Source organism: Bacteroides sp. 3_1_13, assembly GCF_001185845.1.
Classification (GTDB): Bacteria; Bacteroidota; Bacteroidia; order Bacteroidales; family Bacteroidaceae; genus Bacteroides; species Bacteroides xylanisolvens.
The window spans coordinates 2,720,531-2,740,512 of record NZ_KQ236955.1 but is presented as its reverse complement, the minus strand read 5'-3'; the positions used below and the strand labels follow the sequence as shown (position 1 = coordinate 2,740,512).

At 46.4% G+C, this 19,982-nt stretch carries 14 protein-coding genes and 2 pseudogenes; 11 read left to right on the top strand and 5 right to left on the bottom strand.

Annotation, left to right across the window (positions count from 1 at the left end; translation table 11 throughout):
* Nucleotides 1-100: 100 nt before the first annotated feature.
* Nucleotides 101-2,257: pseudogene (locus tag HMPREF9009_RS09825) on the top strand (helicase-related protein); the annotation flags it as partial.
* 186 nt (nucleotides 2,258-2,443) lie between these two features.
* On the opposite strand, the pseudogene HMPREF9009_RS25125 reads toward HMPREF9009_RS09825, so the two are convergent.
* A pseudogene (locus HMPREF9009_RS25125) lies at nucleotides 2,444-2,722 on the bottom strand (DUF418 domain-containing protein); the annotation flags it as partial.
* A 118-nt stretch (nucleotides 2,723-2,840) separates the two neighbouring features.
* Between HMPREF9009_RS25125 and HMPREF9009_RS09820 the strand changes: the two are divergent.
* Together HMPREF9009_RS09820 and HMPREF9009_RS09815 are read left to right on the top strand one after the other, a co-directional pair.
* The gene (locus HMPREF9009_RS09820; RefSeq protein ID WP_007366528.1) at nucleotides 2,841-3,218 is read left to right on the top strand and encodes a nuclear transport factor 2 family protein; all 378 of its coding nucleotides are present in this window, start codon (nucleotides 2,841-2,843) and stop codon (nucleotides 3,216-3,218) included.
* A gap of 11 nt (nucleotides 3,219-3,229) precedes the next feature.
* The gene (locus HMPREF9009_RS09815; protein WP_007366527.1) at nucleotides 3,230-4,087 is read left to right on the top strand and encodes a GNAT family N-acetyltransferase; all 858 of its coding nucleotides are present in this window, start codon (nucleotides 3,230-3,232) and stop codon (nucleotides 4,085-4,087) included.
* 474 nt (nucleotides 4,088-4,561) lie between these two features.
* Here the strand turns inward: HMPREF9009_RS09815 and HMPREF9009_RS09810 are convergent, their stop codons facing one another.
* A complete protein-coding gene (locus tag HMPREF9009_RS09810) occupies nucleotides 4,562-5,542 on the bottom strand; it encodes an IS982-like element IS1187 family transposase (RefSeq protein ID WP_032536584.1) in 981 nt (326 codons plus the stop codon).
* Between the two features lie 39 nt (nucleotides 5,543-5,581).
* Here HMPREF9009_RS09810 and erm(F) point away from each other — a divergent pair, with 39 nt between their 5' ends.
* From erm(F) to HMPREF9009_RS09770, 8 genes are all read left to right on the top strand, one after another.
* The gene (erm(F), locus tag HMPREF9009_RS09805; RefSeq protein ID WP_004295323.1) at nucleotides 5,582-6,382 is read left to right on the top strand and encodes a 23S rRNA (adenine(2058)-N(6))-methyltransferase Erm(F); all 801 of its coding nucleotides are present in this window, start codon (nucleotides 5,582-5,584) and stop codon (nucleotides 6,380-6,382) included.
* 286 nt (nucleotides 6,383-6,668) lie between these two features.
* Entirely contained in the window at nucleotides 6,669-8,594 is a 1,926-nt protein-coding gene (gene tet, locus HMPREF9009_RS09800; RefSeq protein ID WP_049702038.1) for a tetracycline resistance ribosomal protection protein, read from the top strand.
* Complete coding sequence (locus HMPREF9009_RS09795; RefSeq protein ID WP_049702037.1) at nucleotides 8,594-10,912, top strand: hybrid sensor histidine kinase/response regulator; 2,319 nt, start codon at nucleotides 8,594-8,596, stop codon at nucleotides 10,910-10,912. Before tet ends, HMPREF9009_RS09795 begins: the two co-directional genes overlap by 1 nt.
* Entirely contained in the window at nucleotides 10,905-12,227 is a 1,323-nt protein-coding gene (locus HMPREF9009_RS09790) for a sigma-54-dependent transcriptional regulator (protein ID WP_049702036.1), read from the top strand. Before HMPREF9009_RS09795 ends, HMPREF9009_RS09790 begins: the two co-directional genes overlap by 8 nt.
* A 279-nt stretch (nucleotides 12,228-12,506) precedes the next feature.
* Nucleotides 12,507-12,920, top strand: a complete 414-nt coding sequence (locus HMPREF9009_RS09785; RefSeq protein WP_049702035.1) for a dihydrofolate reductase family protein — start codon at nucleotides 12,507-12,509, stop codon at nucleotides 12,918-12,920.
* Between the two features lie 210 nt (nucleotides 12,921-13,130).
* Nucleotides 13,131-13,748 carry an RteC domain-containing protein gene (locus HMPREF9009_RS09780; RefSeq protein ID WP_049702034.1) on the top strand — a complete coding sequence of 206 codons (618 nt, stop codon included), beginning with the start codon at nucleotides 13,131-13,133 and terminating at the stop codon, nucleotides 13,746-13,748.
* Between the two features lie 150 nt (nucleotides 13,749-13,898).
* On the top strand, nucleotides 13,899-15,356 hold the full coding sequence (locus tag HMPREF9009_RS09775) for an ATP-binding protein (RefSeq protein WP_049702033.1): 1,458 nt from the start codon (nucleotides 13,899-13,901) through the stop codon (nucleotides 15,354-15,356).
* 2 nt (nucleotides 15,357-15,358) lie between these two features.
* Nucleotides 15,359-15,811 carry a hypothetical protein gene (locus tag HMPREF9009_RS09770; RefSeq protein ID WP_049702032.1) on the top strand — a complete coding sequence of 151 codons (453 nt, stop codon included), beginning with the start codon at nucleotides 15,359-15,361 and terminating at the stop codon, nucleotides 15,809-15,811.
* 60 nt (nucleotides 15,812-15,871) lie between these two features.
* Here the strand turns inward: HMPREF9009_RS09770 and mobC are convergent, their stop codons facing one another.
* Genes mobC through mobA form a run of 3 tightly spaced genes read right to left on the bottom strand, consistent with a single transcriptional unit; the run spans nucleotide 15,872 to nucleotide 19,569 of the window.
* On the bottom strand, nucleotides 15,872-17,881 hold the full coding sequence (gene mobC / locus HMPREF9009_RS09765) for a conjugal transfer protein MobC (RefSeq protein WP_049702031.1): 2,010 nt from the start codon (nucleotides 17,879-17,881) through the stop codon (nucleotides 15,872-15,874).
* Between the two features lie 33 nt (nucleotides 17,882-17,914).
* Nucleotides 17,915-19,165, bottom strand: coding sequence for a conjugal transfer protein MobB (gene mobB, locus HMPREF9009_RS09760; RefSeq protein ID WP_049702030.1), 1,251 nt, complete (start codon nucleotides 19,163-19,165; stop codon nucleotides 17,915-17,917).
* Nucleotides 19,144-19,569 carry a conjugal transfer protein MobA gene (mobA, locus tag HMPREF9009_RS09755; protein ID WP_005944180.1) on the bottom strand — a complete coding sequence of 142 codons (426 nt, stop codon included), beginning with the start codon at nucleotides 19,567-19,569 and terminating at the stop codon, nucleotides 19,144-19,146. The genes mobB and mobA overlap by 22 nt, the downstream gene beginning before the upstream one ends.
* Nucleotides 19,570-19,982 lie beyond the last annotated feature (413 nt).

The window sequence follows — 19,982 nt, the reverse complement described above, 5'->3', positions numbered from 1 at the left end:
CCAAACCAAACTAGGCTAAAAAAGGATGGGTATCAGTTAATTATCTCATATAATAAGAAAATTAAAAAAGTTCTGATAATGGCTCAAATCCAAAATTTCGGATTTATCGCACCAATTCAAGAACTTGACTTTCAACACCCGGCATGACCGTGTGGCGGGGTTGGGAAACTCGGAAGGAAGCCAGAAAGCCCTGAATATGCTTTTTGCCATACGAACTATACAGGAGCGCACGGACAAGGACTTGGGGGCTACGTTCCTGTCCGGCACAACCATTTCCAACAGTCTGACGGAATTGTACCTGCTCTTCAAGTATCTGCGTCCGAAGGAATTGGAAAGGCAGGATATCCGATGCTTCGACGCATGGGCGGCAATTTTCGCCAAAAAGACAACCGACTTCGAGTTCAACGTGACGAACAATGTGGTTCAGAAGGAGCGTTTCCGATATTTCATCAAAGTGCCGGAGCTTGCCGCCTTCTACAACGAGATTACCGATTACCGCACGGCGGAGGACGTGGGTGTGGATCGTCCGCGTAAGAACGAGATACTGCATCACATACCTCCCACGCCCGACCAAGAGTATTTCATCAAACAGCTGATGCAGTTCGCCAAGACGGGTGACGCCACGCTGCTGGGCAGACCGCCCCTGTCGGAAACGGAGGAGAAGGCGAAGATGCTTATCGCCACCGATTACGCGCGGAAGATGGCTCTCGACATGCGCATGATAGACCCGCATTATGAGGACCACCCCGACAACAAGGCTTCCCACTGCGCCAAGACGATTGCGGAGTATTACCACAAATACGACGCGCAGAAAGGCACGCAGTTCGTGTTCTCGGATCTGGGAACATACCAGCCGGGCGACGGATGGAACGTGTACAGCGAGATAAAGCGGAAGCTGACGGAGGACTACGGCATCCCGGCAAGCGAGGTGCGCTTCATTCAGGAGTGCAAGACCGACAAGGCACGCAAGGGGGTGATAGACGCCATGAACGCCGGAACGGTGCGCGTGCTGTTCGGTTCCACTTCCATGCTCGGAACGGGTGTGAACGCGCAGAAACGGTGTGTCGCAATCCATCATTTGGATACGCCGTGGCGTCCATCCGACCTGCAACAGCGTGACGGACGCGGAGTTAGGGCGGGCAACGAGATTGCCAAGCGTTTTGCCGGGAACAATGTGGATGTCATCATCTACGCGGTGGAAAAGTCGTTGGACAGCTACAAGTTCAACCTGCTGCACTGCAAGCAGACGTTCATCTCGCAGCTCAAAAGCGGGGCGATGGGCGCACGTACCATCGATGAGGGGGCTATGGACGAGAAATCGGGCATGAACTTCTCGGAGTACATGGCGTTGCTCTCCGGCAATACCGACCTTTTGGACAAGGCGAAACTGGAGAAGCGTATCGCATCGCTTGAAGGGGAACGCAAGTCGTTCAACAAGGGCAAGCGCGATTCGGAGTTCAAGCTGGAAGCCAAGACGGGGGAACTGCGCAACAACACGGCTGTCATCGAAGCCATGACGGAGGACTGGAACCGTTTTCTTTCCGTTGTGCAGACTGATAAGGAAGGTAGTCGCCTTAATATTGTCAAGGTGGACGGCGTGGATTCAACCGACGAAAAAGTTATTGGAAAGCGTTTGCAGGAGATAGCCAAGAACGCCACGACGGGCGGTTTGTACAAGCCTGTCGGGGAGATTTACGGTTTCCCGATAATGGTGGTCAGCGAGAGGATACTCAAAGAGGGGCTGGAATTTACCGACAATCGCTTCGTGGTGGAAGGGAATTACAAATACACCTATAACAACGGGCATCTGGCGATGGCTGACCCGGTAGCCGCCGCACGTAATTTCCTGAATGCATTGGAGAGGATTCCGTCCATCATCGACCAGTATAAGGCGAAGAACGAGGTGCTGGAAAAGGAGGTTCCGCAGTTGCAGGAGATAGCGGGCAAGGTGTGGAAGAAAGAGGACGAACTGAAACAGTTGAAGTCCGAACTTGCCGCGCTTGACCGCAAGATACAGTTGGAGCTTGCGCCGCCCGCGCAGGAAGTCACCGAAAAAGAAAAGAACGGGCAGGAGATCAAGCCAGATGCGGAAGGTGTACGGAGCATATCGCCACAACAAACCGATGATGTCCCGCAGATTCGCAGCCCGATGGATAAACGAAGTCCGTCTGGCAATTTCATTGCCAATCATATCATTATCGGGCGTCCGGGTTTTCAGTTTAAGGATGAAAACCGATCGAAAGGGATAAAAATTTAAAATTATGAATTTTATATAAAATATTAATAGGGGCTATCCAAAAGGTCTAAAAGTAAATCTTATCCCCTCTGCAAGTATCTGTAGAAGAGTGATTGCAAGAATTTCTTTCTTTTTGGGCAGCCTCTATTAAATTTATTTATTCTTTCTTGATTTATGTTTATAAACATTATACCAAAAACATTCCAACTAACCTTGTTTATGTTTTGTCAGCCACCATTTGCACAACCATATTTGACTCCCAAAGAGAGTGAATTCGATAAGATAACTTGCTGCATACCCACAATAAGGGGCTAAATAGAATACGAATGGGAAATAGATAACAGTACCGACAACAGATTGCGTTATGTAGTTGGTTAAACTCATTTTACCATAAAGCTGTAATGTGGAAACCGCTTTTTTGACACGTTCCTTATGACACAATAATATGAACGAGAATATTTCTACAGAATCATCAGTAAAACAGAAAAAAATACTAATTTTGTTTTTGATGATCATTTCAAAAGGAATTAGAAAAAATGTCTAATTCTAACTTATAGAGGAAAAAGCAACAATTAAATATTAAAGAATAAAAGATACGAAAAATATGACGCCAAAAGAGATACTACAAGAATGGATTGACTGCTTCAACGCCGCCGATGCAGTCGCTTTGGCAAACTTATACGCTCAGGATGCCATAAACCATCAAGTCGCAAACACCCCGGTTATAGGAAAAACAGCTATCCATAAAATGTTTGTAAATGAATTTGCAACCTCAAAAATGGTTTGTATTGTTGAGCATATATTCGAGGATGGAGAATGGGCTATCATGGAATGGAAAGATCCGCTCGGGTTGCGAGGATGCGGATTCTTCCATGTGCAAAACGATAAAATCGTTTTCCAAAGAGGTTATTGGGATAAGCTCAGCTTTCTCAAACAGCACGGTTTAACCGTAGAGAATAGTGATAAAAATCCAAACACATAACACCGTCCGATATGGGAATCATCATTCATTCTTTAGAGTCCGTTTCTTTCAAAGATTTGTATGCGGCATTCTCATCCGCATTCAAAGATTATGATTTCTCTTTGAATGCGGATGAATTGCGACGCATGCTCGACCGACGAGGATACAATCCACAACTATCTTTCGGAGCATTTTTCGAAGGACGGCTGATTTCTTTTGTGTTTAACGGAACAGGCATGTACAACAACATCTTGACGGCCTATGACACAGGGACGGGAACCGTACCTTCATTCCGGGGATTACACCTAACCCAAAAAATATTCACTTTCAGCCTCGAATTGATATATCAACAAGGAGTTCGGCAATATGTACTGGAAGTTTTGCAACACAATCACAAAGCAATAAAAATATATCGCAAATTAGGCTTTGAAACACAGAGAAATTTCAACTACTACTCTGCCAAACTGAGCGATATTGTTCCTGTATTGCAAGTAAACCATACCGCATGTCGCATACTCCCATCGGATTTAAAAAACTGCCTTAACCAAACGGCCTGGTTCGATTTTCATCCTTCATGGCAAAATGACAGGGCTTCACTGGAACGCGGAATCGACAATTTGGACATATTGGGAGCTTATGAAAGAGAAGAACTTGTCGGATTTGTTATCTTTGAACCGGCATCAGGCGATATTTCATCCCTCGCAGTTGCAAAAGATTACCGGCGTAAAGGAATAGGTAAGTCCTTGCTTAAAAGTGCTGTCAGTCATTTTCAAAGCGATGTACTCAAATTTACTAATGTTGATTGCGATTGTGAATCAGTCACTGGTTTCTTGTCATCATTAGGACTTACCCCAAAAGGACAACAGTTTGAAATGGTCAGAAAAATTTAACCTACATTTATATGAATAGCCCTCATCATCAAATAACGGTTCTCAGCTATACGCAGGCAGGGATTTTAACCACTGAACTTCCTACGAAGAACTGAACTTTAAATTTACCACTTAACTGTCCTACGAAGCACGAAAGCCCTGCTTGCGTATAGGTGATGTTATGCGGTCGGTTTTCATTTTCTCTTCTTTCTCGTTAATTTGTCAAGCAAAGTTACTAAATTTGCAGTCAAGCAATTTCAATTTTTGAATTATGTATTTCAGCAGACCTTGGACTTCTATCTAAGTGATAGGCAGTCCTGAAAATTCCAATCTCTTTTAGGTCAAGACAATTAGTCTATGGGTTTCGTGTACCGACTTTTTTGTAAAGGCGTTACGTTGTCATAGTTGCTCTGTCGGGTAATACTGTCTATTCACTTCTCCACGATTTGAATTCAAGTATTCACCTGTAAGAAGTTACTAAACCTGTTGGCGGAATTAATTTAGTGCATACTTAATTCTGCCAATGGGCTTGTCGTTAATGAAGTTTACGTATTGCAGAATGGTAAGTGCACTAATTTTGCCAATGATTCTGGCAAACAAACCATTCGTTATTTTCGCGTAGTTCCTGATGACCAAGAACTGGTCTGTAAGTTGTGAGAATATTGTCTCAATCCTCTTTCTTGCCTTTGCAAACGGAATGAATGTCGGTTTCCAATCCTTTTGGTTGAGCCGATACGGACACTCCAGTCTTATGTGTGCGGTTTCGAACAAGTCAAGCTGTACGTCAGCTCCAATATACCCTTTGTCACCATAGATGCTACAGTCGTGATAAGTATGTTTTACATCCTTCATATAATGGAGGTCAGCCACACTTGCCTTTGACAGATCATAGGAATGGATAACTCCACTTAACCCACAGAGAGCGTGTAACTTATAACCAAAATAATACGTGTTCTGCGAAGCACAGAAGCCGAAGTCGGGAGCTTGCGAGAAATTGCCGGCACGCCCCATCTTGCAACGTTTTCCTCTTGCAACCCTACAGACCTCTATCGGCTTGGAGTCAACAAAGAATTGTTCCTCTCCGCCATCCATTTCCATGGCAATCCGCTTGCGCAGTTCCTCACACAGGCCTGACGTTTTCTTCCTGCGGTCATTGAACTGTCTCCTTGATATGAGATTGGGAATGCTGTCCTTGTATTCTTGCAATTTATAGTCGAACAACCACTTCTCACTATCAATGCTCTCGGTCTCTGCCGTCAGGGATAGCGCCACCACTTCCAAATCCGAAAACTTGGGAACAGGACCACGACGTGGAACATTACCCGAATCATTGACGAGATTTTCAGAGAATTGCTTGCATATCTCAAGTATTTTGACGAATTTTGCATAAAGGTTGTACATACGATGGTTTGAACTTAATGTTTTAATCACCACTAAGTTACTAAAAATCAGCGACATGTACAACTTTTTACTCATATTTATCAACTTAAATTAATTCCGCCAACGGGTTTACTAATGACAAAAAAGAAATTGCCCGTTCGTTTTACGGGTCAGCACTTTACTATTGATAAAGTGCTAATAAAAGATGCAATAAGACAAGCAAATATAAGTAATCAGGATACGGTTTTAGATATTGGGGCAGGCAAGGGGTTTCTTACTGTTCATTTATTAAAAATCGCCAACAATGTTGTTGCTATTGAAAACGACACAGCTTTGGTTGAACATTTACGAAAATTATTTTCTGATGCCCGAAATGTTCAAGTTGTCGGTTGTGATTTTAGGAATTTTGCAGTTCCGAAATTTCCTTTCAAAGTGGTGTCAAATATTCCTTATGGCATTACTTCCGATATTTTCAAAATCCTGATGTTTGAGAGTCTTGGAAATTTTCTGGGAGGTTCCATTGTCCTTCAGTTAGAACCTACACAAAAGTTATTTTCGAGGAAGCTTTACAATCCATATACCGTTTTCTATCATACTTTTTTTGATTTGAAACTTGTCTATGAGGTAGGTCCTGAAAGTTTCTTTCCACCGCCAACTGTCAAATCAGCCCTGTTAAACATTAAAAGAAAACAGTTATTTTTTGATTTTAAGTTTAAAGCCAAATACTTAGCATTTATTTCCTGTCTGTTAGAGAAACCTGATTTATCTGTAAAAACAGCTTTAAAGTCGATTTTCAGGAAAAGTCAGGTCAGGTCAATTTCGGAAAAATTCGGTTTAAACCTTAATGCTCAAATTGTTTGTTTGTCTCCAAGTCAATGGGTAAACTGTTTTTTGGAAATGCTGGAAGTTGTCCCTGAAAAATTTCATCCTTCGTAGTTCAAAGTCGGGTGGTTGTCAAGATGATTTTTCTGGTTTGGTGTCGTCTTTTAAGCTGCCGCATAACAAATTAATAATACCAAATAAAAATACGTATAGATTAAAAAAGTTCTTTGTGCTTTTGTCAGGGAACTTTTTTTTCGTAAATTTGCGTTCAATTATGCGGCAGTAATAATATACATATTAATACGAGTTAAGAATCCTGTAGTTTTCCACATGCTACGAGGAGGTATTAAAAGGTGCGTTTCGGCAATGCATCTATTGTAGTATATTATTGCTTAATCAAATGAACATTATAAATTTAGGAATTCTTGCTCACATTGATGCAGGAAAAACTTCCGTAACCGAAAATCTGCTATTTGCCTGCGGAGCAACGGAAAAGCGCGGCAGTGTTGATAAAGGTGACACCATAACAGACTCTATGGATATAGAAAAACGTAGAGGAATTACTATTCGGGCTTCTACGACATCTATTGTTTGGAATGGTGTGAAATGCAATATCATTGACACTCCGGGACACATGGATTTTATTGCAGAGGTGGAGCGGACATTCAAAATGCTTGATGGAGCAGTCCTCATATTATCGGCAAAGGAAGGCATACAAGCACAAACAAAGTTGCTGTTCAAGACTTTGCAAAAACTGCAAATCCCGACAATTATATTTATCAATAAGATTGATCGTGCCGGCGTAAATCTTGAGCGTTTATATCTGGACATAAAAACAAATCTGTCGCAAGACGTCTTGTTTATGCAAACGGTTGTCGATGGAGTAGTTTACCCGATTTGCACCTCAACAGATATAAGGGCAGAACACAAAGAATTTGTATGCAACCATGACGACGATATATTAGAACTATATTTGGCGGATAAAGAAATCTTACCGGCAGATTATTGGAATGCGATAATCGCTCTTGTGGCAAAAGCCAAAGCCTATCCGGTCTTGCATGGATCAGCAATGTGCAATATTGGCATCAATGAGTTGTTAGACGCCATCATTTCTTTTATATTTCCTCCGGCATCAGTCCCAAATAGACTTTCAGCTTATCTTTATAAAATAGAACATGACCCCAAAGGGCATAAAAGAAGTTTTCTAAAAATTATTGACGGAAGTCTGAGACTTCGAACCGTTATAAAAGTCAATGATTCGGAAAAATTCATCAAGATTAAAAATCTAAAAACCATTTATCAGGGCAAAGAGATAAATGTTGATGAAGTGGTTGCTAATGATATCGCAATTATAGAAGATATAGAAGAATTAAGAATCGGAGATTATTTAGGTGTTAAACCTTGTCTGATTCAAGGATTATCTCATCAGCATCCCGCCCTTAAATCTTCTGTCCGACCAGACAAGCCCGAAGAGAGAAGCAAGTTGATATCCGCTCTAAATGTATTGTTTATTGAAGACCCGTCTCTGTCCTTTTCCATAAATTCATATAGTGATGAATTGGAAATCTCGTTATATGGTTTAACCCAAAAAGAAATCATACAAACATTGCTGGAAGAACGATTCTCCGTAAAGACCCATTTTGATGAAATCAAGACTATCTACAAAGAACGACCTAAAAAGAAGGTGAATAAGATTATCCATATCGAAGTCCCTCCCAACCCTTACTGGGCCTCAATAGGACTGACTCTGGAACCTTTACCGATAGGGTCAGGGGTGCAAATCGAAAGTGAAATCTCCTTTGGTTATCTGAACCATTCTTTTCAAAATGCCGTTTTTGAAGGAATCCGTATGTCTTGCCAATCGGGATTGCATGGATGGGAAGTGACGGATTTGAAAGTAACCTTTACTTATGCCCTTTATTATAGTCCGATAAGTACCCCTGCCGATTTTAGACAATTGTCTCCTTATGTCTTCAGGTTGGCTTTGCAACAATCAGGAGTGGATATTCTCGAACCGATGCTCTATTTTGAGTTACAGATACCACAAGTAGCAAGTTCCAAAGCTATTACAGATCTGCAAAAAATGATGTCTGAGATTAAAGGTATCAGTTGTAATAAAGAGTGGTGTCTTATTGAAGGGAAAGTTCCATTAAATACAAGTAAAGACTATGCTTCAGAAGTAAGTTCATACACTAAAGGCTTAGGCACTTTTATGGTTAAGCCGTGTGGGTATCAAATAACAAAAGGCGGTTATTCTGATAATATCCGTATGGAAGAAAAGGATAAACTTTTATTCATGTTTGAAAAATCAGTATCATCAAAATAATGGAACGATCCAGGAATTTCTATAAGACAATACGGTTGGGGTATATACTTATCTCCGTTCTTATCGGATGTATAGCATATAATAGCTTCTATGAATGGCAGGAGATAGAAGCATTAGAACTTGACAATAAAAAAATAGACGAGTTCCGAAAAGAGATAAACAATATCAATATTCAAATGATAAAATTTTCTCTATTTGGTGAAACAATACTGGAATGGAACGATAAAGATATCGAACATTACCATGCACAGCGTATGGCAATGGATAGTATGCTCTGCCGTTTCAAAGCTACCTATCCGGCAGAGCGTATAGACAGCGTACGCCATCTTCTCGAAGATAAGGAACGGCAGATGTGCCAAATCGTTCAAATACTTGAACAACAACAAGCCATCAACGATAAGATAACCAGTCAAGTACCTGTAATCGTGCAGAAGAGTGTGCAGGAACAGCCCAAGAAGTCCAAGCGCAAAGGTTTCTTGGGCATCTTCGGCAAAAAGGAAGAAGCGAAACCAACTGTGACTACCACGATGCACCGTTCCTTTAACCGGAATATGAGAACCGAACAACAGGCGCAAAGCCGCCGCTTATCGGTTCATGCCGATAGCCTTGCCGCACGAAATGCGGAACTTAACAGGCAACTGCAAGGACTGGTTGTTCAAATAGACGGGAAAGTACAAACTGACCTACAAAAGCGGGAAGCCGAGATAACAGCCATGCGGGAACGGTCGTTCATTCAGATTGGGGGCTTGACAGGGTTCGTTATACTGCTACTGGTCATATCATATATCATCATACACCGAAATGCCAACCGCATCAAGCGATATAAACAGGAAACCGCAGATTTAATCGAGCGACTGCAACAAATGGCAAAGCGAAACGAGGCACTGATAACCTCCCGCAAGAAAGCCGTACATACCATTACCCATGAATTACGCACACCGCTGACTGCAATAACGGGCTATGCCGGACTGATACAAAAAAACTTCAATGCGGATAAAACCGGGATGTATATCCGAAATATTCAGCAATCCTCCGACCGTATGCGTGAAATGCTTAATACTCTTCTGAGTTTCTTCCGGCTGGACGACGGCAAGGAACAACCTAATTTCTCCACGTGTAGGATTTCATCAATAGCGCATACGCTCGAATCAGAGTTTATGCCAATTGCCATAAACAAGGGACTTGCTCTTACTGTGACGAATCACACGGATGCTGTTGTACTGACCGATAAGGAACGCATTCTACAAATTGGAAATAACCTGCTGTCAAACGCCATCAAGTTCACTGAGAACGGTGCCGTTTCTCTGACAATGGGGTATGATAACGGTATGCTGAAACTTATCGTCAAAGATACGGGTTCGGGTATGACCGAAGAGGAACAGCAACGTGTGTTCGGTGCGTTTGAACGTTTGTCAAACGCTGCCGCAAAGGACGGCTTCGGATTAGGTCTTTCCATTGTTCAGCGCATTGTGACAATGCTCGGCGGCACAATCCAGCTGAAGAGCGAGAAAGGCAAGGGCAGCCGTTTCACGGTGGAGATACCCATGCAGTCAGCCGAGGAATTGCCGGAACGGATAAATAAAACACAGATTCATCATAACCGAACACTCCATGATATTGTTGCCATCGACAATGACAAGGTACTTCTCCTAATGCTGAAAGAAATGTATGCACAAGAAGGGATACATTGCGACACTTGCACCGATGTTGCGGAACTGATGGAAATGATACGCCGGAAAGAATACAGTCTGCTTCTGACCGATTTGAATATGCCGGATATAAACGGCTTCGAGTTGTTGGAACTGCTACGCACCTCCAATGTGGGCAATTCAAGGATCATTCCGATTATTGTAACAACCGCTTCGGGCAGTTGCAACAGAGAGGAACTTTTAGAACGTGGATTTTCCGATTGCCTTCTCAAGCCGTTTTCCATATCGGAGCTGATGGAAGTTTCCGACAAGTGCGCCATGAAAGGTAAACAAAATGAAAAGCCTGATTTCTCCTCCCTACTGTCTTACGGCAATGAATCCGTCATGTTGGATAAACTGATAGCGGAAACCGAAAAGGAAATGCAGTCGGTCAGGGATGCGGAACAACGGAAAGACTTTCAAGAACTGGACGCCCTGACACACCACCTACGTAGTTCGTGGGAGATACTGCGTGCCGACCAACCATTAAGGGAACTTTATAAACAGCTTCATGGGAGTGCCGTTCCCGATTATGAAGCATTGAACAACGCCGTGACTGCCGTATTGGATAAGGGTTCGGAGATAATCCGGCTGGCAAAAGAAGAAAGGAGAAAATACGAAAATGGATAAAACAAAAATCATCGTGGTGGAGGACAACATCGTATATTGCGAGTTTGTCTGCAACCTGCTGGCACGGGAGAAATTCCGTACCGTGCAGGCTTTCCACCTCTCGACAGCGAAGAAACTTCTGCAACAAGCCGCTGACAATGATATAGTAGTTTCTGATTTGCGTCTGCCTGACGGTGACGGCATCGACCTATTGCGCTGGATGCGCAAAGAAGGCATGACGCAGCCGTTCATCATCATGACCGACTATGCCGAAGTACATACGGCGGTTGAAAGCATGAAACTCGGTTCGCTGGACTACATACCCAAGCAACTCGTGGAGGACAAACTCGTGCCTTTGCTCCGCACCATACTGAAAGAGCGGAATATCGGGCGAAGCCGCATGCCCGTATTTGCCCGTGACGGTTCAGCCTTTCAGAAAATCATGCACCGGATAAGGCTGGTAGCTCCTACCGACATGAGCGTACTGATATTCGGGGAGAACGGTACTGGCAAAGAGCATATTGCCCATCTACTGCACGATAAAAGCAAGCGTTTAGGCAAGCCTTTCGTGGCGGTGGACTGCGGCTCACTCACCAAAGAGCTTGCACCATCGGCGTTCTTCGGACACGTCAAAGGAGCGTTCACTGGTGCTGAAAACACAAAGAAAGGCTATTTCCACGAGGCGGAAGGCGGCACATTGTTTTTAGACGAAGTGGGTAATCTCGCACCAGAAACTCAACAGATGTTACTCCGTGCCATACAGGAACGGCGGTTCCGTCCCGTTGGCGACAAGTCCGACCGCAGTTTCAACGTCCGCATCATCGCCGCCACCAACGAGAATCTGGAAAAGGCGGTCAATGAAAAGCGTTTCCGGCAGGATTTGTTATACCGCCTACATGACTTTGAAATAACCGTTCTGCCCTTACGTGACTGTCAGGAGGACATCATGCCGCTGGCGGAGTTCTTCCGTGAGATTGCCAATAAGGAATTGGAGTGCAAGGTTAGCGGATTCAGTTCCGAAGCACGGAAAGCGTTGCTGACCCATTCATGGCCGGGCAACGTGCGCGAGCTTCGGCAGAAAATCATGGGTGCGGTGTTGCAGGCACAGACGGGACTTGTCACGAAAGAGCATCTGGAACTTGGGATAACCGAAACAACCTCTGTTACCGGCTTCTCCCTACGCAACGACGAGGAAGATAAAGAGCGGATTATACGTGCTTTGAAGCAGGCTGACGGGAACCGCAAGGTCGCCGCCGAACTGCTTGGAATAGGCAGGACAACACTCTATAATAAACTGGAAGAATATGGATTGAAGTATAAATTTGAGCAACCATAGCCCGCAATTCGCTGAAAATGGCTATCTTTGCATGACATATCAGAAGGTAACGGCGATTGGCAGAGCCTTTTGCCGCCTATATATAACATAAGACCGCAAGGCGTCCTAATGGGAATCTGGAAAATTAACATTAACAGGAACTATTGCGTGATTGCTTATGCTATGCCTACGCATAGCGTGCATTCACCTATTCCTGTTAAGGGCATTCCAGAGCCTCCATTAGTGATAGCGTGGATTGCACGCTACTTTTTTGCCCTTGCCCAACGAAAGGAAACGCTAATGGGTAAAGTACAGATTCTTGCCGTCCTCACGATGGACGGTTGTCAAAGCTCCGAGTTATATTGCAAAGCGTATAAGGAACTGCGCCTTGAAGATTGCGGTATCAACGAGATAAGGGAAAACGCCCTTTATCATATCACACCGGATTATTCCATATCCATGCTTGACGAATGGCGGAAATCCACAACAGACATCTGCTATCTGGCGGAAGTCACCCCTGAAAAGACGGACTATATCAACGGGCTGCTGCGTATGCGTGTGGTGGATGAAATCATACTTTACACGATTCCTTTCATTGCCGGAACGGGAAAGCGTTTTTTCCAATCCGCCTTGCCTCAGGCACAATGGACGCTGACCTCACAGAAAGCATATCGCAACGGAGTGGTCCGCCATATCTATAAAGCGTGCGTTTGATGTCCGGAAAGTGGACGAATGTTCAGGAAATGAACATTTTACGTTGAATACGATTCCTGCCGGACAAATAAATTATAAAATTATCATTCTGAAATCCAGCACCTTGCAGAGAGCGTGCCGGATTTTTTATTTTATGAACACGCTTTTTGCCAATCATATTCATGTGCGCATACCGAAAAACAGAGTGTAAAATTTCAAAATTGACAGGACATGAATTATTTCTTATTGGCGGAAACCGAGTTCTTCCGCCGTATAAACGAAGCCGGGGACTGCAATATGGAAACGGCATATACGGCTTTCGCCACGCAAGTAATCGAGCTATGCAGCGGCAATGTGGACACCAACCGCACCATCATCGCGCTGGCTTACATTGAAATCGAGTTGCAGCACCATCCCGTACGCAATCTTCCCGAAGAAAAGAGGGAGATTGCAGCCTACATCAGCAAGGCACTCTCTTTCGTGAGGAAGATGCAGAAGTTCCTTGCCGCTCCCCAAGTGCCACCACTAATCCCCATCCGTACATCCTCCGACAACACAACCGAAAATCCCTCCTCACCCCTGCAATGGACGGGCAACGCCATCGACCTCGTGGAACTTATCTACGGCATCAACGAGATGGGCTGCATCAACAACGGCAACATGCCGCTCAAACAGCTCGCCCCGCTCCTCTACAAGATTTTCGGTATCGAATCAAAGGACTGCTACCGCTTCTATATCGACATCAAACGCCGGAAGAACGAAAGCCGCACCTACTTCCTTGACAGGATGCAGGAGAAACTGAACGAAAGGATGCTCCGCGACGAGGAAATGGAACGTTTGAGAAAATAATCCTGTACCAATGATGAATCAGGGGGTGACGTTATGCCACTCTCTGATTTTTTGTAGGTTTTGTACCTGCCGTGCAAATACATTTCGTTATCTATTCACCCGAAAACCAGCGAAAAGCACTATCTTTGTACCCACATTACAGAATTGTATATGAGCATAGACAACCTCGACATAGTAAAACGGCTGATAGCCGAAAAAGAATGCGGACGGGTGGAGTTCAAGGAAACTACCGGACAGTTGGAGCGCGGCATGGAAACGCTTTGTGCCTTCCTTAACGGAGAAGGCGGCACGGTATTGTTCGGTGTCACCGACAAGGGAAAAATCATCGGACAGGACGTGAGCGACAAAACCAAGCGGGATATAGCGGACGCGATCCGGCGTATCGAGCCGTTTGCCACAGTTGAAGTTTCTTATACTGAAATACCATACACCGGCAAAAGCGTCATCGCACTGTCTGCGGAAGAACAAAGATATATGCGTCCGTTCTCTTACAAAGGACGGGCTTACCTGCGGGTGGAAAGCGCGACGTCCACCATGCCGCAGGAGATGTATAACCAATACCTGATACAGCGGGGCGGGAAATACGCTTGGGAGTCAATGACAAATCCCGACCTTAAAATATCCGACCTTGACGAACATGCCGTCATTAGTGCTGTTCGCGGGGGAATCAGAAGCGGTCGTTTACCTGAAACAACCATAAGGGAAGACCTGCCGACCATTCTCGAAAAATTCAGTCTGTTGCATGACGGGAAACTTAACAATGCTTCAGCAGTGCTGTTCGGTCGTGATTTTTATTATTATCCCCAATGCCTGCTCCGTCTGGCGCGTTTCAAAGGCACGACGAAAGACGAGTTTATAGACAATCAACGTGTCACCGGGAATATCTACGCACTGCTGGATGCGGCAATGGCGTTCTTTTTCAAGCATCTCTCCCTTTCCGGAAAGATAGAGGGGCTATACCGTGAGGAGGAACTGGAAATACCTTACAAGGCTTTGAGGGAGTGCTGCACAAACGCCTTGTGCCACCGCTCGTACCACCGTCCCGGAAGTTCGGTGGGGATAGCCATCTATGACGACCGTGTGGAAATAGAGAACAGCGGAACATTTCCACCTGACATGACAATGGAAAAGCTGTTAAGCGGTCATAATTCAGAACCGCAAAACCTGATCATAGCGAATGTGCTGTATAAAAGCGAGGTCTTGGAAAGCTGGGGAAGGGGCATCGGGCTTATTATAAGCGAGTGCCGTCGTGTAGGCATTCCTGATCCGGAATTCCATACGGACGGAAACAGCGTATGGGTTATTTTCCGCTATGTCCGGAAAGCTGTGGGGTACAACCCGACAGTTACCCCACAGTCGCCCGACAGTTACCCCACAACCACCCCACAAGTGGGAAAAGTGTTGTCCGCAATAGAGAAACAGACGCTCTCGACAAAAGAGATTATGGGCATGATCGGATTGAAAGACAAAAGCAATTTCTTGGAACTCTACCTATATCCTGCAATAAGGCTGGATTTGGTGGAGCCGATTTACCCGGAAAAGCCTAAACACCCACGACAGAAATACCGCCTTACAGAGAAAGGCTTGGAATTGTTAAAACAGCAATAGGCATGGCGAAAAAGAAGAAGAAACAGCAGGGACACTATTGCCGTATCTGCGGTGATTACAAGGCGAACGAGAAGTTCAGCGGCAAAGGTCACGCACAACATATCTGCAAGAGTTGCATGTCCGCCATGCACAGCGGCAAGAATCCGGAAGATATTCTGCCGGAGCCGTTACCCGTGAGCCGTGAAACGACACGCTTCAAGAAACTGGACAAAGAGGAAAAAGCCGTGTTGAAGGCGTTTATCACCGAAGCAGTAACCGAATACTGGCAGGAAAACAGACAGATACCGTTTTCGGACAGTTTTTCCGAACTTAAAAAATATATCATCGGAACTTACGATGAGGAATGCGACATACTCCTGAAAGATGACGCGGAACTGAAGACCTACTTTCAGACACATACGATAACGACCATAAACAAATTGCTGAAAGAGGAAAATCCGGAAAACGAAGGGTAAAGATAACGGGCGGAACAAGGTCTCAAACTTGCCCCGCCCGTTTTTGTTGCCGTCTGCCGGCTATTTCTGCTGCAACAGATGTTTCAAGTTCTCGTCACCCGCGATACGCTCCAGCTCGTCGGCGACAATCTGTTTCACCTCCTCCTTGATACGCCTGTAATTCGCCTGCACTGTTTCCTTCATGCAGTCTTTGCCATCCTCGTCCGTGAAGTCAGTAATTACGGGTATCGGCTTGTAGGCTTTCTCCTCGCGCTTGACCTTCTCGGCATCCACGACAATCTCACAGTGGAAAATCTTCTGCTCGATACGCTCGTTGAAGTTGTCGGACACCGAACCGACGAACATGCCCTGCGTCAATCCGGAAATCTTGCTCGGCGGGATAAGCGCGTCCATCTGCGTGTTGATGGAGGTGGAAACATCCTGCCTGTTGATGGAAATGGACTGCCGTTTCTGCAACACCTTTCCGAAGCGTTCGGAGAGCGTCTTGGCTGTTTCGCCCACCACCTGACCGGAGAAGATATTTCCGACCGTGTTCATCACCACTTTGGCTTCCTTGTCCCCGTAGTCACGTACCAACTGACTGAAATCCTGAAATCCCAGACACACGGCAACCTTGTTACTTCGCGCGGTGGCGATAAGGTTGTCCAGTCCCTTGAAATATATCGTCGGAAGCTCGTCTATAATTACCGAAGACTTCAGCATCCCCTTCTTGTTAATGAGCTTCACAATACGGGAGTTATACAGACCGAGAGCCGCACCGTAAATATTCTGACGGTCGGGATTATTACCCACGCACAGGATTTTCGGATCTTCGGGATTATTGATGTCCAGCGTAAACTCGCTGTCTGACATTACCCAATAGAGTTGCGGGGAAATCATGCGCGAGAGCGGAATTTTTGCACTTGCTATCTGCCCCATCAACTGCTCGGCAGCCCCTCCGAGCCATGCGTCCATGAACGGTGAGAGATAGTTCTCCAGTTCGGGATAAGAGGTCAGAATCGGGAAAATATCCTCATAGCGGCGGTTCAGGAACTCGATGGCATGGGGGAACGTGCAATACTTGCCGTTCTGAAAAATTTTAAGATACCAGATGATAGCCGCGAAAAGGATGATGGGCGATTCCACAAAGAAGTCGCCCTGCTTCTGCACCCAACTTTTATTTAAGTTGAGCATGATGGTGTACGCGCTCTCGTAAGCGTCCGTGATGTCCTCCATGAAGTCCGGGTGAATGGGATTGCAACGGTGCGAGCGTCGCGGGTCGTCGAAGTTTATCACATAAAACTTCGGCTTCACCTTGTATCCCTCCGGGTGGTTGAGCAGATGATTATAGGCAATCGTGGACAAGTCACTGAATTTGAAATCATAGACATACATCGAGAAGCCCTTCTCTATCTGCTGCTTGATAAAACTGTTTACCACCGCGTATGACTTTCCGCTGCCCGGCGTACCCAATACGATGGAAGCCCTGAAGGGATTCACTACGTTAATCCAGCCGTTGTTCCAACGTTTCCTGTAATAAAAGCGTGTGGGCAGATTGACCGAATACTCGCTTTCGATGAGCCGTGTTTCCTGCATGAAGCTCTCGTTCTCGTTGTTGAACACATCATCCATGAGGTTGTGCTTCAACAGGCGGCTCATCCACAGACCGCCCATCAGCAGGCATACATAGCCCGTGCCGACGGTCAGCACGTAAAGTCCCGTCACCGCTTCAACCGGCAGCGGCAATGCCAGTATCCACCAGTTGAGGAAGAACAGCACGAACCCTGCGGCAAGTGCCGTCCAGATTCTTCCCCAAGTGATTTTCTCTCCCTTGACGCCCTTTGTCCCCAGACAGGACAGGGCAAGCAGGAGGACGGCGAACAGTTTCGTGTAGAGGATGGAACGGAACAGCCCCGCCGTGCGGTTGAAATTCATCAGGATTCTATCCACCACGCCGATGTCCACGCCCCAGAGCCGTATGGCTTCATAGCAGAACCAGTACACGTTCATGACCACTAAAATAATACTCACGGCACGCAGAAAATCCATGATTTTCGCCAATGCCCTCAAATCGTCTTCTTGTTGTGACATAGATTGAAAAATATTTATTGTTGATACTTCCGGTTACATTCCCAAGTCCTTGCGCCTCTTCTTTTTCCTCTTGCGCTGCATCGCCCGGATAAAGGCTTCCTCCTCGGCATCCACAGCCGGACATTCGGGAGTGAGCAGACCGACACCGCCCGCCGTGTTCTCGTAGTCGGATGCGGTCTGTCCGCGCATATCCTCTCCTGTTTCCACCGGAACGGACAGCGGAATCGGCGGCTGTCCGGCATAAGGCAGCGTGAAGTGTTCCTGCAAGGCATTGGAGGAAAGCTCCTTGCCCATGCGCGAGCCGTTCAGCACGCAGCCCGTGCGGTGGTCGATGAACGTGGCTCCGTAGATGCGCCCTTCCTCCGTGTAGCGCAGTACGGCGTCGATACCCTTCTCCCTGAGCCGCGAAACGAACTTCTCCTTGTCATACGTGCCTTCAAGCACGGAAAGGACGGTGCGTTTCGTCATGTCGGCGAGTTTCCGGTCCTTAATCTCCTGTTTGGAACGGGCAAACTTCTTCTGCACGGCTTCATAGCCTGCGGACTTCCCGAAAAGCGAGGACTTGAACGGGTTGCCCGTCTTGTTCCCGGCATCATCGGTGACGGAATAGACCAGCCCGTGATACTCACGTCCGCGCACGTTTCCCCGCGCTTCCTCCACCGTCATATTATATAAGGAAAGGAGGGCGCGGTATTCGCCCATCGTCTGGAAACGGTACTGTCCACTCAGAGCCTTGACGGTATTCCCGACCTGCCTCTTCACGTCGCCCGCCGAAGCGTCCACCTTGCGCAGAGGGTTCTCTATCCGTTGATTCTTACGCTCCGCCGGGTGCAGCCCGTACTTCCGTTCCAGTTCCCTGCGGATGCGGTCGCTGCGGCGGAAGAGGAAATCCTGATTGAGCCGTCTGCCTTTCTCGTCCACATTGATTGTCACGATATGCAGGTGGTGGCGGTCTATGTCCTCGTGCTTGACAACAAGGTACGGCTGGGTCCCGTAGCCGAGTTTCTCCAGATACTCGCGTGCGATGTCCTGCAATTCCGTATCGGTCAGCACATCGTCGGGATGCGGGTTGAGCGAGATATGGAGTACCGGTTTCTCCACCCTCGTATGCTCCGGCATACAGGCGAGAAAACCTTCCATCGCCTTGCGTATGTCCACCGTCCCCGTGCCGTCATTGTAGATGCGGTTGGTGGTGAGCAGCCGCCCTTTCGCCTCGTTGATCTTTTCCCCGTTGTAGGCAAGCACGCCGTACAGCGACTTTCCTACACTGATTTTTGCGACCATTTCGCCTCCATTTCCCTTGAAAGTTCCACAATCTGACGGCTCAGTTTCACGAGTTCGACGGTCTGTTGCTCCAGCTTGTAGAGCAACGCCATTGCCTTTTTCTCGGAAAAATGCAGCCTGAGTTCCTTCACGACTTGGTTGTAGTTCGTGCCTACCGCGCGGAACTGCGCATGGAAATCGGACAGTCTGGTGTAGTAATCCACCAGCGTCCTGTCCACTTTCAGCACCCTGAACGGCTGCCCGAAGAAGTGCGCCTTGATGAAAACCGACTTGGCGTAAACGCCCGACTTCTCGAACATGGCGAGGAAACGGTTGTGTTCCTCCTCGTTGAAACGGACGGTGTAACGGAACACCGCTGGATCAAGTTTGGGATTTCTCCCGGTCTTGTTTCTTTTCTCTTTCATATAAACTTTGGATTTAGCGGATGGACGGCATAAGCCGCCGCTTGGGGTCACAGACACCGCAGGTCTGAAAGGCTTCCCGACTTCGGAGAGGAAGCCCGCCCCCTGCAAGGGCAAGTGCTTTTCGTGGCTGCTCAAAACGTTTTGAGCGGCTGAAAAGACATCTTGCTATGTTCAGGCGAACATAAAAATCCGTCGGGGACGGATTGGGGGAATGCCTTTCAAACTCCGGGCTGCGCCACCTGCGGCGAACCCTGCCGTTCGGGTGCAAAGTTACGCCCTTAAAGCGGTATCGGACAGAGGCTTGACCCGGACAATCAGTGCCAACCGGCGCAACATGCCGCCACTTGCCGGGGAAGTGGTACAGGTTCCAAAATATCCTTGTTTATTTGCAGCATGATTCAAGAAACGAACGA